This window comes from Streptomyces sp. Z423-1 (assembly GCF_013009255.1).
In the GTDB taxonomy this organism is placed as follows: Bacteria; Actinomycetota; Actinomycetes; order Streptomycetales; family Streptomycetaceae; genus Streptomyces; species Streptomyces gossypiisoli.
Genome location: NZ_CP053109.1, coordinates 6,468,128 through 6,486,156, shown reverse-complemented (window position 1 = coordinate 6,486,156; position 18,029 = coordinate 6,468,128). Strand labels below are relative to the sequence as shown.

Genomic DNA, 18,029 nt, shown 5'->3' with positions numbered 1-18,029 from the left:
TGAGCGCCCTCAGTCCGCGCGCAGATGCCCGAAGGCCGTGCGCAGCAGCTCCTCGGCGACGGCCGGCGTGCGCTCCTCCTCCGGCAGGGCCGCGTACGCGAACAGCGCGGAGCGCATCGCGCCGACGGCGGCGCGGGCGAGCACCGCGGCGCGCAGGGGCGTGGCCGCGCCGGGGTCGTGCCGCGCGAGCCGTTCCCGTACGGCCTGCGCGAGCTCGTCCTCGAACTGGCTGAGCACCGGCAGGAACTGACGCACCGGCTGGCCGGGGAAGCGCTGCGGCGGACCGCTGAACATCAGGCCGACACCGCCGTCGGCGATGACGTCGAGGGCCGCGCCCAGCACGGCGGAGTACGGGTCCTCGCCGACGGGGCGGGCGACCACCCGGGCCCGCATGACCGGGATGAGGTCCAGGGTCTCGTCGAGGACGAGGTCCTCCTTGGACGGGAAGTAGCGGAAGAACGTCCGCTCGGTGACCCCGGCGGCCGCCGCGATGTCCCGCACGGTGGTCCGGGCGTACCCGCGCTCCTCGAACATGCGGTGCGCCGCCTCCTGGAGCGCCTTGCGCGTGGCCGCCTTGTGCGCCTCGCGCCGGCCGCGGGGCGCGGCGGGGGGAGTGTCGAGGGTTGCCATGTGAGGAGTATCGCAGGCGGAAAACCGACGGTACACAATCTGTCAGTCATGACACTTTCGCTATGCTGTCAGTCATGACACTTTTTCGGAGGGGGCATGCGGTCCGGCGTACGGTCCGCGGGCGGGTCTCCCGGCGGGCCCGGCTGGTCACCCTGGGCGCGGCGGGCGCGGTGCTGGCCGCCGGGGGCGTCGCCGAGGCGGTGGCACGCGACCGGGCGGCCGACCGGCTCGCGGACCGTATGGAGCGCCGGCTGCACACCGCGCTGGACATCGGGTTCGGCCCGACACCGGTGATGGTGCAGCTGGCCCGCGGGTCCTTCCCCCAGGTGGAGGTCTCCGGCGAGGGCGCGACCTTCCGCCGGTTCACCGGAGTGGATCTGCACGCCGAGCTGGCCGACGTGGTGCGCACCGGCGACGGACTGTCGGTGGCCGACTCCCGGGTCAGCGCCGAACTGGCCGACGCCGCCCTCGCGGACGCCGTCGCCACGATGACCGGGGGCGCGCTGGGCGCCGCCGCCGTCAGCACCGACCCCGGCGCGGGCGAACTCGTCGTGCACGCCGGGCCTGCCGGGCGGATCGCCGTCGGTTTCCGGCCGGTGCTCCAGGAGCAGGGCATCCGCTTCGAGCGCACCACCGTGCAGGTGGGTGACCGCACGATCCCGGACGCCCTCGCCGCGCAGCTGCTCGGCGACGCCCCGCAGGAACTGGACCTGTCCGGACTGCCGCTCGACCTGACGCCGCAGCGGCTCGCCGTGACGTCGAGCGGGCTGCGGCTGGAGCTGACAGGGGGCAGTACGACCGTGCAGGCCTGAGCCCGGCCCACGCCGACCGACGGAGCGCCGCCGACCCCACCTTCGTACCCCCCTCCCGAAGACCCCCACCGCACTGCCACTACTGCACGAGGAGCATCTCCGTGGCGACTTGGCTCTATCGGCTCGGTCTCGGCGCATACCGCCGCCGGCGGCTCGTCCTGGCGGCCTGGCTGGCCGTGCTGGCCGGTGCCGTCTGCGCGCTGGTCGTCGTGGGCGGCAAGCTCGACAACGAGTTCACGATCCCCGGCTCCGAGTCCCAGCGGGCCCAGGACACGATGGCCGAGGACTTCCCGGCGGCGGCCGGGACCAGCGCGCAGCTCGTGTTCACCGCGCCCGAGGGACGCAAGGTGAGCGATCCGCAGGCGGCGCAGGGCATCCAGCGCACGCTCGCCGCCGCGCAGGACGCCCCGCAGGTGGCCGCGGTGATCCCGCCGGACCGGGCCGGGACCGTGACGCCGGACGGGCGGACCGCGCTGGCGCAGGTCAACTACGACGTGAGCCGTTCCGCCCTGGACGACGGCACGCTCGACGCACTGGAGGACACCACGCGGGCCGCCGAGGAGACGGGGCTGGAGGTGTCCGTCGGCGGGCAGGCGTACGGCAACGGTGTGCTCACCCCCAGCGTGCTCGAACTGCTCGGCGTGGTGGTGGCGTTGGCGGTGCTCGCCCTCACCTTCGGCTCGCTGCTCGCCGCCGGGATGCCGCTGCTGACCGCGTTCGTCGGCATCGGCACCGGGCTCGCGGCGCTGCTGGCGGTGTCGTCGGGGGTGACGGTGTCGTCGACCGCGCTGAGCCTGGCGCTGATGCTGGGGCTGGCCGTCGGCATCGACTACGCCCTGTTCGTGCTGTCCCGGCACCGCACGCAGCTGGCCCAGGGGATGGACCCGCGTGAGTCGGCCGGGCGGGCGGTCGGTACGGCGGGCAGCGCGGTGGTGTTCGCGGGGACGACGGTCATCATCGCCCTGGTGGGTCTGATGGTCGTCCGCATCCCGTTCCTGACCGTGATGGGCCTGAGCGCGGCGGCGACCGTGCTGATCGCGGTGCTGGTCGCGGTGACGCTGCTGCCGGCGCTGTTCGGCGTCGCGGGCGCACGGCTCGCGCCGCGTCCGGGGTCGCGGGCGGCGCGGCGGGCGGTGGTGGTCGCGGGGGACACCAAGGAAACCAAGAAAACCGAGGACATGAAGGGCACCAGGAACACCGAGGCCGCGGAGGGCACGGAGGAGACCGGGGACACCGAGGAGTCGCGCACCTCCGTCATGGGCCGACGCTGGGCCCGCCTGGTCACCCGCCGCCCCCTCCTCGTCGTTCTCGCCACCGTCGCCGCCCTGGTCACCGTCGCCGTCCCCGCCGCCGAGCTGCGCCTCGCGCTGCCCGACAACGGCTCGGCCGCGCACGGCACGTCGCAGCGGGAGACGTACGACACCGTCGCCGACGCCTTCGGGCCGGGGTTCAACGGGCCGCTGCTGGTGCTCGCCGAGGCGGACACGCCGGGGCAGGCCGGGCAGCGGCAGGCGGCCGCCGTGGCGGGGCGGTTGCAGCAGCTGCCGGGTGTCGTGAAGGTCGGGCAGCCGCAGTACGCGCCGGAGTCCGGGCGGGCGGTGATCCAGGTCGTGCCCGAGGGCGGCCCGCAGGACGAGTCCACGCAGGATCTGGTGGCCGCCATCCGTGACGACGCGGCCACGATCGAAAGGGAGACCGGCGCCGCCGTCTCCGTCACCGGCACCACCGCGATCGGCATCGACGTCTCCGACCGGCTGAGCGCCTCGCTGCTGCCGTTCGCGGCGGTGGTCGTGGGCCTGTGCCTGGTGCTGCTGCTGCTCGTCTTCCGGTCGCTGGTCGTGCCGGTGAAGGCGACCGTCGGCTTCCTGCTGTCGGTGGCGGCGTCCTTCGGCGCGGTGGTCGCGGTGTTCCAGTGGGGGTGGCTCGCCGACGCGCTGGACGTGGCCAGGACCGGACCCGTCGTCAGCTTTCTGCCCATCGTGCTGATGGCGGTGCTGTTCGGACTGGCGATGGACTACGAGGTGTTCCTGGTCTCCAGCATGCGCGAGGAGTGGGTGCGCACCGGGCGGGCCCGGGACGCGGTGGTCGACGGCGCCGGGCACGCCTCGCGGGTGGTCACGGCGGCGGCGCTCATCATGTTCTTCGTCTTCGCCAGCTTCGTGACGACCGAGGACGCCATCGTCAAACCCATCGCGTTCTCCCTGGCGTTCGGTGTGCTGGTGGACGCCTTCGTGGTGCGGATGACGCTGGTGCCGGCGGTGCTGGCCATGGTGGGCCGCGGCGCCTGGTGGCTGCCACGAGGACTGGACCGGCTGCTGCCCGACCTGGACATCGAGGGGGCCCGGCTGCACGACGGCACCCACAAAGAACCCGTACGGCCGCTGACCGAAATCAAAGCGGGAACTGGCTGAAATTCCCCGGGAAACACACCGCCGGCCTGCCTCTCGGGCTCACCGAGAGGCGGGCCGGTATCTTTTTCCGTTAAATTGTTTCCGCTGCGGAAATTAACAGCGGAACATTTGATTCCGCTGAAGCTCTTGTGTTTGACTGGGGGCATCGAATCGACATCCGGTTCGAACGGGGGGAGAGCTGACCACTCTCTCGTCACCTTTCGTACGCCCACCTGGCGTATCTTCACTCGGCGTCACTCCCAAGGTCTGGCCTGCGCAAAGAGGCGCGGCCGGATGTCCTTTGGCACGCACGATTCCCTCTCCCGTCTTTCGCCCGAGCGGTCGTTTTCCGCTGCCCTGAGCAAAGGAATCACGCATGCACCTCGAAGAGAAAATCGCCCCTGCCCGGCGCGCCCTGCGTACCGCCGCACGCCCTGTCATCACCGGCTCCTCGCATTCTTTTCCGGCCACCCGGAGCAGTCAGGACGACCTGTGGCAGGAATTTTTCCTGGACCACTACGACGGTTTTCCGCTGGCCCGCCGGATATTCGAGAATTCCGGCATCAGCTCCCGCTCCACGGCCGTCGACCCACGCGCCGAGAAGGAAGTGTCCGGCTGGAGCACCGGGCAGCGCATGGCCCGCTACATCGACGAGGCCGTGCCGCTCGGCAAGCGCACCGTCGCGGACGCCCTGGAGTCGGCGGGCCTGGCCCCGCAGGACGTCGGCCTGCTGGCCGTGGCCTCCTGCACCGGCTACACCACACCCGGCCTGGACTTACGGCTCGCCGACGAGCTGGGCATGAGCAGCAGGGTCCAGCGGCTGTTCGTCGGCCACATGGGCTGCTACGCCGCCGTCCCGTCCCTGGGCGCCGTCTCCGACTTCGTCGCCTCGCGCGGCCGCCCGGCCGTGCTGCTGTGTCTCGAACTCACCTCGCTGCACGTCCAGCCGCCCTCCCGGGACATCGAACAGATCGTGGCGCACGCCCTGTTCGCGGACGCGGCCGCCGCCGTCGTCCTCGAACCCGACGCCGACTCCGGCTACGAGGTGATCGACGTCGTCGCGGTCACCGACCACTCCACCGCCGACCACATGAGCTGGCAGATCACCGACCTCGGCTTCAAGATGGGCCTGTCGCCCAAGGTCCCGGACGTGCTCGCGCAGCACGTCGGCGAGGTGGTCCGCGACCAGCTGCTCGCCCCGCACGGGCTCACCCCCGAGGAGGTCACCGGCTGGGCCGTGCACCCGGGCGGCAAGCGGATCCTGGAGGTCGTCGGCGAGCGCCTCGACCTGCCGGCCGGCGCGCTGGACGCGTCGTACGGCGTCCTCGACGAGTGCGGCAATTGCTCCTCGCCCACCGTCCTGATGGTCCTTCAGCGGCTGCCCCGCACCGACGGCCCGGTCGTCGCCATGGCCTTCGGCCCCGGCCTCACCCTCTACGCGGCCCTGCTGCGCCGGTCCTGACCCCGGCCGGGCACCTTCCCGCACGACCCACGGACACCACCCCAGGACGCACGGAAGGAACAGCTGCGCATGCCCACCCCGACCTCACCGGCACCGGGCCAGGTCTTCGTCACCGGCACCGGCCGCTGCGGCTCCACCCTGGTCTCCGAACTGCTGCGCGAGCACCCGCAGGTGCTCAGCCTCTCGGAGCTGTTCAACCACCTCACGGACATGTACCGGATCACCGCCCGGGTCTTTCCCGAAGGCCCGCTCACGGCGGCCGAGTTCTGGCGGATCCTGTCCTCCCGCAACACCGTCAACAGGCTCCTGACCGCCCACGGACTGGCCCCCAAGGAAGTCCTCTACCGCCCCTCGGCCACCACCCGCTTCCAGGCCGACACCGGCGTCCCCGCCGTCCTCCTCACCACGCTCCCCCACCTCACCGACACCCCGGACGAGCTGTACGACGAACTGGAGGCGGCCGTCGCCGGGTTCCCGGACGCCGGGGTGGGCGAGCACTACCACCGCCTCTTCGCCTGGCTGTGCGCCCGCTTCGGCAGGACCCTGTGGGCCGAGCGCAGCGGCGGCTCGCTGATCCTCGCCTCGCAGTTCCGCGAACACTTCCCCGACGCCCGTTATCTGCACATCGTGCGCGACGGCCGCGACACCGCCCTGTCCATGAGCCGCCACACCGGCTTCCGGATGGCCGCCGTGGTGATGGCGCTGCACCTGACGCTGGGCCACGACCCGTACGCCGAGCAGCCTTCGCTCGACACCGAGCGCGATCTGGGCTTCGTACCGGAGGAGCTGCTGCCGTTCCTGCCGGAACGTTTCGACGCCGATGCCGTGCGCGACTACCAGGTCCCGGTGTCACTGTTCGGCACGTACTGGGCGGACGAGATGCAGCGCGGCATGGCGGCGCTGTCCGCGCTGCCGCGGGAGAACGTGCTGCACCTGTGGTACGAGGACCTGCTCGCCGCGCCCGAGGAGTCCCTGCACCGCATCGGCGAGTTCCTCGGCGCCGACTTCGTGGACGCCGACTGGGAGCGCCGCTGCGCGGCCAAGGTGGGTGCGCCCTCGTCGTCCTGGCGGGATCTGCCCGACGCCGAGCGGGAGGAGCTGGCGCAGGCGTGCGCCCCCGGCTTCTCGGTGCTCGCCGCGCACGGGGTCGTCCCGCTGTCCGATGTGTCCGCCTCGGTTGCGAGGAGCGGCATATGAGGACCCCGCCGACCCGGGGCGCCACGGTCTGGCTGACCGGGCTGCCCAGCTCCGGCAAGACGACGCTGGCGCAGGCGCTGGCCAGCCGCCTCACCCGCGAAGGGCACCGGGTGGAGGTGCTCGACGGCGACGAGATCCGCACCTTCCTCAGCGCCGGCCTCGGCTTCACCCGCGAGGACCGCGACACCAACGTGCAGCGCATCGGCCTGGTCGCCGAGGTACTGGCCCGCAACGGCATCCTGGTGCTGGTCCCGGTCATCGCGCCGTACGCCGACAGCCGCGAGGCGGTCCGCAAACGGCACGAGGCGAGCGGGACGCCGTATCTGGAGGTGCATGTCGCCACCCCGCTCCAGGTGTGCGCGGTCCGCGATGTGAAGGGCCTGTACGCGCAGGCCCGCGCCGGGCGGCTGTCCGGGCTGACCGGCATCGACGACCCGTACGAGCCGCCGCAGGCGCCGGACGCGCGGGTGGAGACGCAACTCCAGTCCGTCGGCGAGTCGGTGGACGTCGTGCACGCGCTGATGGCGGATCGGGGGCTGCTGTGACCGCCGTGGCCGCCCGGCTCACGCACACCGACGTGCTGGAGTCGGAGGCGGTGTACATCTTCCGCGAGGTGGCCGGCGAGTTCGAGAAGCCGGTGCTGCTGTTCTCCGGCGGCAAGGACTCCGTGGTCATGCTGCATCTGGCGCTCAAGGCGTTCGCGCCGGCGCCGCTGCCGTTCCCGCTGCTGCATGTGGACACCGGGCACAACTTCCCGGAGGTGCTGGCGTACCGGGACCGTGTGGTGGCCGCACATGGGCTCACCCTCCATGTGGCCTCCGTACAGGACTACATCGACCGGGGTGTGCTGCGCGAACGTCCCGACGGGACGCGGAATCCGTTGCAGACGCTTCCGCTGCTGGAATCCATCAGCGGCGGCGGCTTCGACGCGGTGTTCGGCGGCGGGCGGCGCGACGAGGAGAAGGCCCGCGCCAAGGAGCGGGTGTTCTCGTTGCGGGACGAGTTCGGTACGTGGGACCCGCGCCGCCAGCGGCCCGAGCTGTGGCAGCTGTACAACGGCCGCCATCTGCCCGGCGAGCACGTGCGGGTGTTCCCGCTCAGCAACTGGACCGAGCTGGACGTGTGGCAGTACATCGCCCGTGAGGGGATCGAGCTGCCGTCCATCTACTTCGCGCACGAGCGTGAGGTGTTCCTGCGCTCCGGCATGTGGCTGGCCCCGGGCGACTGGGGCGGCCCCAGGGACGGCGAGCCGGTGGAGAAGCGCCGGGTGCGTTACCGCACCGTCGGCGACATGTCCTGCACCGGCGCGGTCCTGTCCGAGGCGTCCGGCGTCGCCGAGGTGATCGTCGAGATCACCGCCTCCCGGCTCACCGAACGCGGCGCCACACGTGCCGACGACCGGCTGTCGGAGGCCGCGATGGAGGACCGCAAACGCGAGGGGTACTTCTGACATGACCGCCGACCTCACGGCCTTCGGCCTCCCCCACCACGTCACCCACCCCCCGCATGTCACCGCCGCCCTGATGATGCGCGGCATCTTCCAGGAGGCCCGGTCCCGGCTGACCGTCGGGACCGGCGCACAGGAGGGACACGTGAATCCCATGCCCACCCAGCCTCTTGAGGCCCCGGCGGCCGAGGCGGACCTGCTCCGCTGGGCCACCGCCGGCTCGGTGGACGACGGCAAGTCCACCCTCGTGGGACGGCTGCTGCACGACTCCAAGTCGGTCCTCGCCGACCAGCTGGAGGCCGTGGCCCGCGCGTCCTCCGGGGAGGGACCCGACCTGGCCCTGCTCACCGACGGGCTGCGCGCCGAGCGCGAGCAGGGCATCACCATCGACGTGGCGTACCGGTACTTCGCCACCCCGCGCAGGCGGTTCATCCTCGCCGACACCCCGGGCCATGTGCAGTACACCCGGAACATGGTCACCGGCGCCTCCACCGCCGCCCTCACCGTGATCCTCGTCGACGCCCGCAAGGGCGTGGTCGAGCAGACCCGCCGGCACGCGGCCGTGGCGGCGCTGCTGCGGGTGCCGCACGTGGTGCTCGCCGTCAACAAGATGGACCTCGTCGGCTACGAGCAGTCCGCGTTCGCCCGGATCGCCGGGGAGTTCACGCACCTCGCGACCGGGCTCGGCATTGCCGAGGGCACCGCGATCCCGATCTCCGCGCTCGCCGGGGACAACGTCGTCGAGCCGTCCACCCGCATGGACTGGTACGGCGGCCCGACCGTCCTGGCCCACCTGGAGAACGTGCCCGTCACCGAGGAGGCCGCGGACACGCCCGCCCGCTTCCCGGTCCAGTACGTCATCCGCTCCGGCGACCGGCGCCTGTACGCCGGTCAGCTCGCGACCGGCGAGCTGCGGGTCGGCGACCGGGTCACCGTGCTGCCGTCCGGGCGGACCACCACCGTCACCGGCGTCGACGTCCTGGGCGCCCCGGCCGAGCTGATGCGCTCCCCGCAGTCCGGCGCGCTGCGCCTCGCCGACGACCTGGACGTCTCCCGGGGCGACCTGATCGTCCCGGCGGCCGCGCTGCCGGAGGTGTCCCGGGATGTCGAGGCGGCGGTGTGCCATCTGCACGAACGCCCGCTGCGGCCCGGGGACCACGTGCTGCTGCGGCACACCACCCGGACCGTGCGCGCGGTGGTCCGGCGGATCGCGGGTGCCGGGCGCCTCGACCTCAACGAGATCGGTCAGGTGGCGCTGCGCACCGCCGAGCGGCTGGCGTTCGACCGCTACGAGGACAGCCGCCGCACCGGCTCCTTCGTGCTGATCGACCCGGCCGACGGGGCCACACTGACCGCGGGCATGGTCGGCGCGACCGCTCCGGGGACCCCCGATGCCGCTGCCTGAGCGCCGCCGCACCTCCCGCCGCTCCCGGCGTCCGCTCCGCGCGGCCCTGGCGCTGCACCTGCTGCTCCTGCTGATCGTGGGCGCGGCGGGCTGCGGCTACGGGTCCCGGGCGCCGGGCTCGGCGGCCGTCCCGACCGTCGGCACGGGTCCGCCGCTGTCGGCGGAGTCGGTGTCCGTCGGCTACTTCGCGGGCGTCACCCACGCCACTCCCCTCGCCGCCGTCCAGGAGGGCTACTTCACCCGCGAGCTGGGCGGCACCCGGCTGCGCACCCAGGTGTTCAACGGCGGCCCGTCGGCGCTGGAGGCGCTCAACGCGGGCGCGGTGGACATCGCGTGGATGGGCCCGTCGCCCGCGATCAACGGCTTCCTGCGCTCGGAGGGCCGTGGCCTGAGGATCGTCTCGGGTGCCGCCTCGGGCGGGGTCGCGCTGGTCGTCGACGCCGACACCGAGGTGCGCGGCACGGACATCCGGGGGCTGCAGATCGCGACGCCGGAGGCGGGCAACACGCAGGACGTGGCGCTGCTGCACTGGATCCGGCAACAGGGCTGGCAGGTCGACCCGCGCACCGGTCGCGGTGACGTGACGGTCGTACGGCAGTCCGTCAAGGAGATCCCGACCAGCTTCCGGCGCGGTGCGATCGACGGGGCGTGGGTGCCGGAGCCGGTGGCGGCACAGCTCGTCGCGTCCGGTGGGCGGGTGCTTCTCGACGAGGCGGACCTGTGGGACGGCGGCGGGTTCGTCACCACGCTCGTGGTGGTCGACCCGTCGTTCCTGAAGGACCATCCGGACGTCGTCGAAGCCGTGCTGCGGGGGGCGGTGCGCACCAACGCGTGGCTGCGGAGCCGCCCCGCCGAGGGACGGGCGGCCGTCAACCGGGCCATCGAGAGGCTCACCGGCCGCCCGCTGCCGGACCGCGTGCTCGACGCGGCCTGGCCGCACGTCCGCCTCACCGCCGATCCGCTGGCCGCGACCCTCGCCGCGCAGGCCGAACGGGCCGAACGGCTCGGGCTGCTCGGCGGCAGCCGCAACGCCCTGGACGGAATCCTCGATCTGCGCCCCCTCAACCGGGTCCTCGCCCAGCGGGGCGAGGAGGCCGTGGACGACGCCGGGCTCGGTGTCGCGGCCACCCCGACCACCTGAACCCAAAGGCTGAACCCAGAGCTGAACCCAAAGGCTGACCCAAAGGATTTGATCCCATGTCAGAAACGGTGCTGCGGGCCGGCGCACCGGCCCGCCCCGTCCTCGTGGCCGAGGCGGAGCGTCCCGCCGTACGCCTCACCCACGTCTCCAAGTGGTTCGACACCGCCGGGCGCCGCCAGACGGTCCTCGACGACATCGGGCTGACCGTCGGCCGCGGCGAGTTCGTCTGTGTGCTGGGCGCCTCCGGCTGCGGCAAGTCCACGCTGCTCAACCTGGTCGCGGACCTGGACCGGCCGTCCACGGGCGCCATCGACGTGCCCGGCGGTCGGCGGCCGGCGCTGATGTTCCAGGACCACGCCCTGTTCCCCTGGCTCACCGCCGGGCGGAACGTCGAACTCGCCCTGCGGCTGCGCGGGGTGCCCCGGCGCGAACGGCCCGAACGGGCGCGGCGGCTGCTCGACCTGGTCCGGCTGAAGGACGCGTACGGCAAGCGGATCCACGAGCTGTCCGGCGGGATGCGCCAGCGGGTCGCCCTGGCCCGCGCGCTCGCGCAGGACGCCGACGTGCTGCTGATGGACGAGCCGTTCGCCGCGCTCGACGCCATCACCCGCGATGTGCTGCACGAGGAACTCACCCGGATCTGGGCCGAGAACAACCTCACCGTCCTGTTCGTCACCCACAACGTCCGTGAGGCGGTGCGGCTCGGGCAGCGGGTCGTGCTGCTGTCCTCCCGGCCGGGCCGGATCGCCCGCGAGTGGGCCGCCACCGGCACCCCGGAGGCCGCCCTGACGGCCCGGGTCACCGACGCGTTACGGGAGGAGATACGCCGCCATGGCCGCCGGTGAGACGGTCGCGCCCCGCCAGGTGCGGGAGACGGCGGCCGTCGAGGCGGGCCTGGACGCGCTGGACAGCGCACCCGCCGGGTCCGCCCGGAGGCCCGTCGGACGGCTGCTGCGACAGCGGCTGCTGCCGCCCGCGGTGGCGGTCGTCCTCGTCCTGCTCGCCTGGCAGGCCGCGTACGAGGCCGAGCTCAAGCCGGACTATCTGCTGCCGTCCCCCGCCGACGTGGGGCGGGCGCTGTCCGACCAGTGGTACGAGGGGACGCTGTTCTCGACGGTGTGGACCAGCATGGAGCGCGGCGCGCTCGGTTTCGCCGCGGCCGTGCTCCTCGGGACCGCGCTGGGCCTGCTGCTCAGTGCGGTACGGCCGCTGCGGGTCGCCGTCGGGCCGGTGCTGTCCGGGTTGCAGTCGCTACCGTCGGTGGCGTGGGTGCCGGCCGCGGTGGTGTGGTTCGGGCTGACCGACGCCACCATCTACGCCGTGATCCTGCTCGGCGCCGTGCCGTCCGTCGCGAACGGGCTGCTGGCCGGGGTCGACCAGGTGCCGCCGCTGTATCTGCGGGCCGGCCGGGTGCTCGGCGCCACCGGGGCCGCCCGGGTGCGGTACGTGCTGCTGCCGGCCGCGCTGCCCGGCTACCTGACCGGGCTCAAACAGGGCTGGGCGTTCGCCTGGCGGTCGCTGATGGCGGCCGAACTGATCGCCAGCTCCCCGGAGTTGGGGCTCGGCCTCGGGCAGCTGCTGGAGAACGCCCGCTCCTACCAGGACATGGCGCTGGTGCTGGCCACCATCGGGGAGATCCTCGTCGTGGGCATCGCGGTGGACCTGCTGCTGTTCGCTCCGCTGGAGCGGCGGGTGCTGCGGTCCCGGGGGCTTGCGGGGGCCCGGTGAGGGGGCGGCGGGGTCGGCCCAGGGGGGCGCCGGGGCGGGCCGTGTCTGCTGTACTGGCCGGGTGAGCGGGTCGTCGTGGCTGTTGCGGCTGGCGCCCTCGGCGGCGGCGCCGGAGCCGGTGTGCTCGCCCGAGACCCTGGCCGCGGCGCGCGGCCCGCTGGGGCCGGGGCCGGTCGGCTGGGCCGTCGAGGTCGCCCGGGACATGGCGGCGCACATCGTGCGGCACGTGCCCGAGCACGGCGGACCCGGCGCCTACCCGCCGTTCCACCGGGCGGTGGAGGCGACGGTGCTGCAGGCGCTGCGCGGGCTGCTCACCGAACCGGAGCCGAAGGGCTCGCTGGTGGTGCCCGAGGCGATGGCGAGCAACGCCGAACTGGCCCGCCGCAACGTCCCGTTGGAGCGGGTGCTGCGCGGAGTGCGGCTCGGGCACGCGTATCTGCACGGGCGGCTGATGGAGGCGCTGGACAAGGAGCCGGACGACGTCCGGATCCAGGAGAGCCACCGGGTCAGCGAGCTGCTGTTCGTCTACGCCGACGTGCAGGCCAGCCGGCTCGCCGAGGAGTACGTCGCCGAACGGGACCGCTGGCGACGCGGCCGGGAGGCGGCACGCCGCCGGATCGTGGACGACCTGCTGGCCGGGCGGCTGGTCGGCGGGGCGGTCGCGCTCCGCACGCTCGGCTACGAACTGGCCCGCCATCACGTGGCGTTCATCGTCACGTCCGGTTCGCCCGACACGTCCGTGGAGGAACTGCGGGCGCTGGCCGGGGAGCTGAGCCGGGCGGCCGGGGCGGAGAGTCTGCTGAGCGTGGCGGCGGGCAGCGCGGAGCTGTGGGCGTGGGCGAGCTGGCCGACCGAGCCCCCGAGGAAGGCACTGACCCGGCTGCCAGGACTGGTCCCCGAGCGCCATCCGCTGTTGGCCGCTCTGGGACCGGTGGGGTACGGCGTGGAGGGCTTCCGGCGCAGTCACCGCGGCGCCCGCGAGTCACAGCGGGTGTCCCACTTCGGCCACACCGGCTGGCTGTGCGACTACGCCGACGTGAGTACGGCGGCCCTGCTCACCGCCGATGCGGAGCACGCCCGGTGGTTTGCGGCGCGGGTGCTCGGGGGGCTGGGCGCCGACGATCCGCGGGTGCGGGAGCTGCGGGAGACGCTGCGGGTGTATCTGGCGGAGGGGCGCAGCCCGCAGGGGGCGGCCGAGCGGCTGTTCGTGGCGCGGAACACGGTGACGTACCGGGTGCGGCGGGCGGTGGAGCTGCTGGGGCGGCCGTTGGAGCAGGACGCGCTGGAGCTGCGGATGGCGCTGGAGATCGTGCGGTTGCTGGGGCCGGGGTAGCGGGCCGCATGAGGCCCGTGTCCCAAATATCCGGCGGAGTTTGGGACGCCGTACCAAAGCCCGGAGGGCCTTGCGGTCGTTGACTGCTTGACGAGGTCGAACTCCCGGGGCCCGGTGGGGCAACGGGAGGACAACAGCACCCGACATCGCTTCCACAGCGCGTACCCGCAGCCCCGTACACCGCCCCCTCAGCATCCCGGGATCCGCCATGCCCACCTTCCCCGCGCCCACTCGCCGCACCCTCCTGCGTACCGCCGCCGTCGCCTCCGGTGCCGGCGCGGTCGCCGCGCTCCCCCTGCGCCCCACCCCGGCGGTCGCCGTACCGCACCAGGGCACCCGGCTCGTGCTGCTCGGCACCAGCGGCGGCCCCGTCCCCATGCACGGCCGGGCCGGGATCGCCTCCGCGCTGGTCGTCGACGGGCGGGTCTACCTCGTGGACTGCGGGCCGGGCACGTTCGGCCGGTACGCGGAGGCCTGGCTGACGGCCGAGCAGCTCACTGCGGTGTTCGTCACGCATCTGCACTCGGACCATCTGTCGGACCTGTACCCGCTGCTGTGGCTGCGGTTCGGCGGTTTCCAGCCGCTGGGCGGGCCCGTGCACGTCTACGGCCCCGGTTCCGCCGGGACGCTCCCCGCCGTCCACCCCGCCGGGCGCCGCGTCCGTACCGTGTGCCCGTCCGAACCCGCCCCCGGCACCAAGGACCTGATCGCCGGTCACCTCGCCGCGACGGCCTACGACATCAACGTCCGGATGCGCAGCGAGGGCTGGCCGGACATCCGGGAGCTGATCGTGCCGCACGACATCCGGTTCCGCCCGCCGAAGGGCGCCGGGCCGCGGAAGCTGATGGCGCCGCCGATGGAGCCGTTCGAGGTGATGCGGGACGAGCGGGTGCGGGTCACGGCGGTGCTGGTGGAGCACCCGCCGGTCTACCCGTCCTTCGCCTACCGCTTCGACACCGCCGACGGGTCGGTCGTGTTCAGCGGCGACACCGCGCCCTGCGGAAACGTGGCCCGGCTGGCGCGCGGCGCGGACATCCTGGTGCACGAGGTCATGGACCTGGACACCCTCGCCCTGGGCGGGCTGAATCCGGCCCAGCAGCGGCACATGGAGATCAGCCACACCGACGCCACCCGGGTCGGCCCGCTCGCCGAACGCGCCGGCGTACCCACGCTGGTCCTGAGCCACCTCGTCCCCGGCGCCACCAACATCGTCCCGGACGCCACATGGCACGCCAAGGCGAGCCGGGGCTACTCCGGACGCGTGCTCGTCGGCCACGACCTCACCCACCTGCCGCTCGGCACCGCCACCGCCCGCCGAAATTAGCGCCTGCCGCCCGCCGGGACTGGGCCCTGCCGTCCACGCCACCGCCCGCCGGGACGAGCGCCGACCGTTCACGCCCCCCCGCCCGAACGAACGCCGACCGTTCACGCCACCCCCCGCGGGATTACGTCTGCCACGCGCCCGGCCGCCCCGGTTGACGCCCACCGTCCACGCCGCCCCCGGCGGGATCAACGCCCACCGTTCACGCCCCCCCGCCCGGACGAACGCCGACCGTTCACGCCACCCCCGCCGGGGCTAACGCCTGTCGTTGCCGCCGCCCCGGCCGATTTCGCCGCGCAGGCGCTGGGCGCGCAGGACCAGTTCCAGTTCGAAGCGGCGGTCGGGGTTGTCGATCTCGTCGCCCCACAGCTCCCGTATCTGTCGTAACCGGTACCGGACGGTCTGAGGATGCACACCGAGCCGCGCCGCCACCTCCGGCGCCCCGCCTCGCGTCTCCAGCCAGGCCAGCAGCGTCTCCGCGAGCCGCCGGGCGTGGGCGGGCCCGCAGTGCGTGAGCGGGGCGAGGCAGCGCAGCGCCAGGTCGTCGAGGAGTTCCTCGGGCTGGAGCAGCACCAGCGCCTCGGTGTGCTCGGTGCAGAACAGCACCTCCCCGGCGGGCAGCAGCCGCCGCTCCATCAGGCGTACGGCGGCTTCGGCCCAGCGCAGCGACTTCGCGGCGTCGGCCAGCGGCACCGGCGGCCCGATCGCGCCCGCCCAGCCACCGAGCGCCCGTTGCAGCAGTTCGCCCCGGCCGGCGGCGTCCGGCTCGGGCACGACCATGCGGGGCTGCTCGTACTCCAGGTCGAGCAGCACCCCCTGCCCGACCGCCGGCGCGACCGCCTCCCGCGCCGGGCGCAGCAGCACCCCGACGGCGACCTTCTCGGGCAGCTGCCAGCCGATCCGGGCGGCGCGTTCGGCGAGGGCGTCGGCGGGGTCGCCGCGGTGGCGTTCGGTGAGCAGCAGCTCCATGAGGCGGCGTTGCAGACGCAGCCGTTCCCCGGCCTGGCGGGCGGCGGCCTCGGCGTAGCCGCGTACGGACTGGTCGACCAGGCCGTCGAGGTACTCGTAGCCCGCGTCGACCAGCTCGTACATCGCGGGCGGCGGGATCTGCACGCGCTGGCCGATGTCGGCGAAACGGCGCCAGGCCAGTCGTACCCCCATCCGGTAGATGGCCTGGAGGGAGTCGAGGGTGCGGCCGTTGTAGCCCTCGCCGCGGCCGAAGTCCTGGAAGACGCCGGGCGGCACGGTGGGGCGGCCCGTCGAGTAGTCGGCGTGCTCCAGGTGCTGCACGAACACCTCGATGGCACGCCGGATGCCGACCAGCGCCATCGGCTCGCCGTTCTCGTCGAGCACGAGCGGCAGCTGCGGGTACTCGCGGCGGATCTCGCGCAGGATCTCCTCGGCCAGCTCGGGCGCCTCGGCCATGGCGATCGCCGCGAACCGGCGCACCTGGAGCCGGGGCACGTCGTGCCAGGCGGAACGGGGCGTACCGGCCGTGCCGGTGCGGGCGGCCGGGGTGACGGTGGCCGGGCGGGCAGTCACCGGTCAGCCCCCCTGACCTGCTTGTTCGTAGGTGATCAGTGGGCTGTTGGGCTGCTCGGGGGTGGCTTCGAGCAGCGCGACGATGCCGAGCGCGGCGCCCACGGCGAGGGCGGCCGCGACCACGACGGTCACGGTGGCGGCGATCAGTCTGGACATGCAGGGTCAGCCTCTCTCGTCCAGAGTCCGGAGGTCGTCCCCACCCCGGCATGCCCGCCCTGCCCGTCGGCCCAGTGTCGACGTGTGTCCGAGTGCCGTCAAGGGCCGGAATCGGACCGACGCTCACGTTGTGACGTGACGTCAGGTACAACAAGCGCCGAAATTGTCATGCCGGTGAGTAGCCGTGACGAACGCGTGGGCGAAAACTGTCCAACCCCACCCCGAGCACAGCCTGTCCACAGCCCCGGCTCAAGAGGTACCCCCTTCCCCCACATCGAGTACCGCACCCCGAGACGAGTTGGAGCACCCATGCCCCAGCACGTGCCGCCGCCGCTGCGCACCGCGCTCCCCCGGCCGCAGCAGCACCCCTCGGCGCTTCCCCCGACCCCGCGCCGAATCGTTTTCCTCGCCCACCGGGACCTCGGCAACCCGGCCGCCGGCGGCTCCGAGCTGCTCGTCGACCGGCTGGCAGAGGGCCTGACCCGCCTCGGCCACCAGGTCACCCTGCTGTGCGGCGGCCCCGCGGCCTTCCGCGACTACCGGGTCGTCTCGGCGGGCGGCCCCTACGGCCACTATCTGCGCGCCCGCTCGGCCTTCGCCCGCCAGGTCGGCGACTGCGATCTGCTGGTCGAGGTGTGCAACGGCATGCCCTACCTCGCCCCCCTGTGGCATCGCGGCCCCACCCTCTGCCTGGTCAACCACGTCCACTCCGACCTGTGGCGGATGCGGTTCGGCGGGCCGCTCGCGCCCGCCGCCCGCATCGGCCGAAGACTCGAACACTGGGCGCTGACCGGGGTGCAGTCCCGCGGTCTGCTGGTCGCCGTCTCCCCCTCCACCGCCCATGCGCTGCGCGCGCTCGGCGTGGAACGCGAACGCATCCGGGTCGTCCACAACGGCGTCGAGGAACCCGGCCCGCGCGCCGACCGCTCCGCCGAGCCGCTGTTCGTGGCGGTCGGCCGGCTCGTCGAGTACAAGCGCATCGACCTGCTGCTGCGGCTGTGGGAACGGGTCCGGCCGGTCACCGGTGGCCGACTGGTGATCGTGGGCGACGGGCCGGAACGTGAGCGGCTCGCTGCGCTGGCTGGGCGGGGAGTCGAGTTCACCGGGCATGTTTCCGAGGCCGAGAAGCACCGGTTGCTGTGTGCGGCGTGGCTATTGCTGCATCCGTCGGCGGTGGAGGGCTGGGGGCTGGTGGTGACGGAGGCTGCCGCCCGTGAGACGCCGACCGTTGCCTTTGATGTGCCTGGGCTCAGGGATTCCGTGGTCGATGGTGAGACCGGGTTGCTGGCCGCGGGTGAGTCTTCCTTTGCGGCGGCCTGGTGCACGCTTGCGTTGTCCGGGCGTCGGCGGGAGCTGATGGGGAAGGCTGCGCGGGATCGGGCGGCGGGGTATCGCTGGGACCGGACCGTGAGGCAGTTCCGTGCGGTTGCCTCCGAGGCGGTGAGGGGCTGGGTGCCGTGACGCC

16 protein-coding genes are annotated in these 18,029 nt (G+C 73.3%); 13 read left to right on the top strand and 3 right to left on the bottom strand.

What is annotated here, in order from left to right:
• Positions 1–9: 9 nt before the first annotated feature.
• Positions 10–630 (bottom strand): TetR/AcrR family transcriptional regulator, encoded by a 621-nt coding sequence (locus tag HJD23_RS29095; RefSeq protein ID WP_171112214.1) that lies wholly within the window; start codon positions 628–630, stop codon positions 10–12.
• A gap of 74 nt (positions 631–704) precedes the next feature.
• On the opposite strand from HJD23_RS29095, the gene HJD23_RS29090 reads away from it, so the two are divergent.
• From HJD23_RS29090 to HJD23_RS44765, 12 genes are all read left to right on the top strand, one after another.
• On the top strand, positions 705–1,442 hold the full coding sequence (locus tag HJD23_RS29090; RefSeq protein WP_171112215.1) for an LmeA family phospholipid-binding protein: 738 nt from the start codon (positions 705–707) through the stop codon (positions 1,440–1,442).
• A gap of 101 nt (positions 1,443–1,543) precedes the next feature.
• Positions 1,544–3,853: an MMPL family transporter gene (locus HJD23_RS29085; RefSeq protein ID WP_171112216.1), complete on the top strand. Its 2,310-nt coding sequence runs from the start codon at positions 1,544–1,546 to the stop codon at positions 3,851–3,853.
• Between the two features lie 355 nt (positions 3,854–4,208).
• Positions 4,209–5,294 carry a 3-oxoacyl-[acyl-carrier-protein] synthase III C-terminal domain-containing protein gene (locus HJD23_RS29080; protein ID WP_171112217.1) on the top strand — a complete coding sequence of 362 codons (1,086 nt, stop codon included), beginning with the start codon at positions 4,209–4,211 and terminating at the stop codon, positions 5,292–5,294.
• Between the two features lie 69 nt (positions 5,295–5,363).
• Positions 5,364–6,491: a sulfotransferase gene (locus tag HJD23_RS29075; protein ID WP_171112218.1), complete on the top strand. Its 1,128-nt coding sequence runs from the start codon at positions 5,364–5,366 to the stop codon at positions 6,489–6,491.
• Positions 6,488–7,036, top strand: a complete 549-nt coding sequence (gene cysC, locus HJD23_RS29070) for an adenylyl-sulfate kinase (protein WP_171112219.1) — start codon at positions 6,488–6,490, stop codon at positions 7,034–7,036. Before HJD23_RS29075 ends, cysC begins: the two co-directional genes overlap by 4 nt.
• Positions 7,033–7,941 carry a sulfate adenylyltransferase subunit CysD gene (gene cysD, locus HJD23_RS29065; RefSeq protein WP_171112220.1) on the top strand — a complete coding sequence of 303 codons (909 nt, stop codon included), beginning with the start codon at positions 7,033–7,035 and terminating at the stop codon, positions 7,939–7,941. The genes cysC and cysD overlap by 4 nt, the downstream gene beginning before the upstream one ends.
• 151 nt (positions 7,942–8,092) lie before the next feature.
• On the top strand, positions 8,093–9,343 hold the full coding sequence (locus HJD23_RS29060) for a GTP-binding protein (protein WP_171118548.1): 1,251 nt from the start codon (positions 8,093–8,095) through the stop codon (positions 9,341–9,343).
• Positions 9,330–10,484 carry an ABC transporter substrate-binding protein gene (locus HJD23_RS29055; RefSeq protein WP_171112221.1) on the top strand — a complete coding sequence of 385 codons (1,155 nt, stop codon included), beginning with the start codon at positions 9,330–9,332 and terminating at the stop codon, positions 10,482–10,484. Before HJD23_RS29060 ends, HJD23_RS29055 begins: the two co-directional genes overlap by 14 nt.
• A 56-nt stretch (positions 10,485–10,540) precedes the next feature.
• Positions 10,541–11,329 (top strand): ABC transporter ATP-binding protein, encoded by a 789-nt coding sequence (locus HJD23_RS29050; RefSeq protein ID WP_171112222.1) that lies wholly within the window; start codon positions 10,541–10,543, stop codon positions 11,327–11,329.
• Positions 11,316–12,212, top strand: a complete 897-nt coding sequence (locus HJD23_RS29045) for an ABC transporter permease (RefSeq protein ID WP_171112223.1) — start codon at positions 11,316–11,318, stop codon at positions 12,210–12,212. Before HJD23_RS29050 ends, HJD23_RS29045 begins: the two co-directional genes overlap by 14 nt.
• Before the next feature lie 61 nt (positions 12,213–12,273).
• Complete coding sequence (locus HJD23_RS29040; RefSeq protein ID WP_171112224.1) at positions 12,274–13,545, top strand: helix-turn-helix domain-containing protein; 1,272 nt, start codon at positions 12,274–12,276, stop codon at positions 13,543–13,545.
• 208 nt (positions 13,546–13,753) lie between these two features.
• A complete protein-coding gene (locus HJD23_RS44765; RefSeq protein ID WP_171112225.1) occupies positions 13,754–14,869 on the top strand; it encodes an MBL fold metallo-hydrolase in 1,116 nt (371 codons plus the stop codon).
• Between the two features lie 252 nt (positions 14,870–15,121).
• Here the strand turns inward: HJD23_RS44765 and HJD23_RS29030 are convergent, their stop codons facing one another.
• Both HJD23_RS29030 and HJD23_RS29025 read right to left on the bottom strand, forming a co-directional pair.
• A complete protein-coding gene (locus HJD23_RS29030) occupies positions 15,122–16,408 on the bottom strand; it encodes a helix-turn-helix domain-containing protein (protein WP_171112226.1) in 1,287 nt (428 codons plus the stop codon).
• Positions 16,409–16,411: 3 nt separating this feature from the next.
• On the bottom strand, positions 16,412–16,564 hold the full coding sequence (locus HJD23_RS29025) for a hypothetical protein (protein ID WP_171112227.1): 153 nt from the start codon (positions 16,562–16,564) through the stop codon (positions 16,412–16,414).
• A gap of 309 nt (positions 16,565–16,873) precedes the next feature.
• Between HJD23_RS29025 and HJD23_RS29020 the strand changes: the two genes are divergently transcribed.
• Entirely contained in the window at positions 16,874–18,025 is a 1,152-nt protein-coding gene (locus HJD23_RS29020; protein ID WP_171112228.1) for a glycosyltransferase family 4 protein, read from the top strand.
• Positions 18,026–18,029: the final 4 nt, after the last annotated feature.

Coding starts and splice junctions, on each gene's coding strand:
- HJD23_RS29020 (WP_171112228.1), top strand. CDS start 16,874: ATGCCCCAGCACGTGCCGCCGCCGCTGCGCACCGCGCTCCCCCGGCCG.
- cysC (WP_171112219.1), top strand. CDS start 6,488: ATGAGGACCCCGCCGACCCGGGGCGCCACGGTCTGGCTGACCGGGCTG.
- HJD23_RS29050 (WP_171112222.1), top strand. CDS start 10,541: ATGTCAGAAACGGTGCTGCGGGCCGGCGCACCGGCCCGCCCCGTCCTC.
- HJD23_RS29075 (WP_171112218.1), top strand. CDS start 5,364: ATGCCCACCCCGACCTCACCGGCACCGGGCCAGGTCTTCGTCACCGGC.
- HJD23_RS29060 (WP_171118548.1), top strand. CDS start 8,093: ATGCCCACCCAGCCTCTTGAGGCCCCGGCGGCCGAGGCGGACCTGCTC.
- HJD23_RS29090 (WP_171112215.1), top strand. CDS start 705: ATGACACTTTTTCGGAGGGGGCATGCGGTCCGGCGTACGGTCCGCGGG.
- HJD23_RS29025 (WP_171112227.1), bottom strand. CDS start 16,564: ATGTCCAGACTGATCGCCGCCACCGTGACCGTCGTGGTCGCGGCCGCC.
- HJD23_RS29055 (WP_171112221.1), top strand. CDS start 9,330: ATGCCGCTGCCTGAGCGCCGCCGCACCTCCCGCCGCTCCCGGCGTCCG.
- HJD23_RS29095 (WP_171112214.1), bottom strand. CDS start 630: ATGGCAACCCTCGACACTCCCCCCGCCGCGCCCCGCGGCCGGCGCGAG.
- HJD23_RS29080 (WP_171112217.1), top strand. CDS start 4,209: ATGCACCTCGAAGAGAAAATCGCCCCTGCCCGGCGCGCCCTGCGTACC.
- HJD23_RS44765 (WP_171112225.1), top strand. CDS start 13,754: ATGCCCACCTTCCCCGCGCCCACTCGCCGCACCCTCCTGCGTACCGCC.
- HJD23_RS29045 (WP_171112223.1), top strand. CDS start 11,316: ATGGCCGCCGGTGAGACGGTCGCGCCCCGCCAGGTGCGGGAGACGGCG.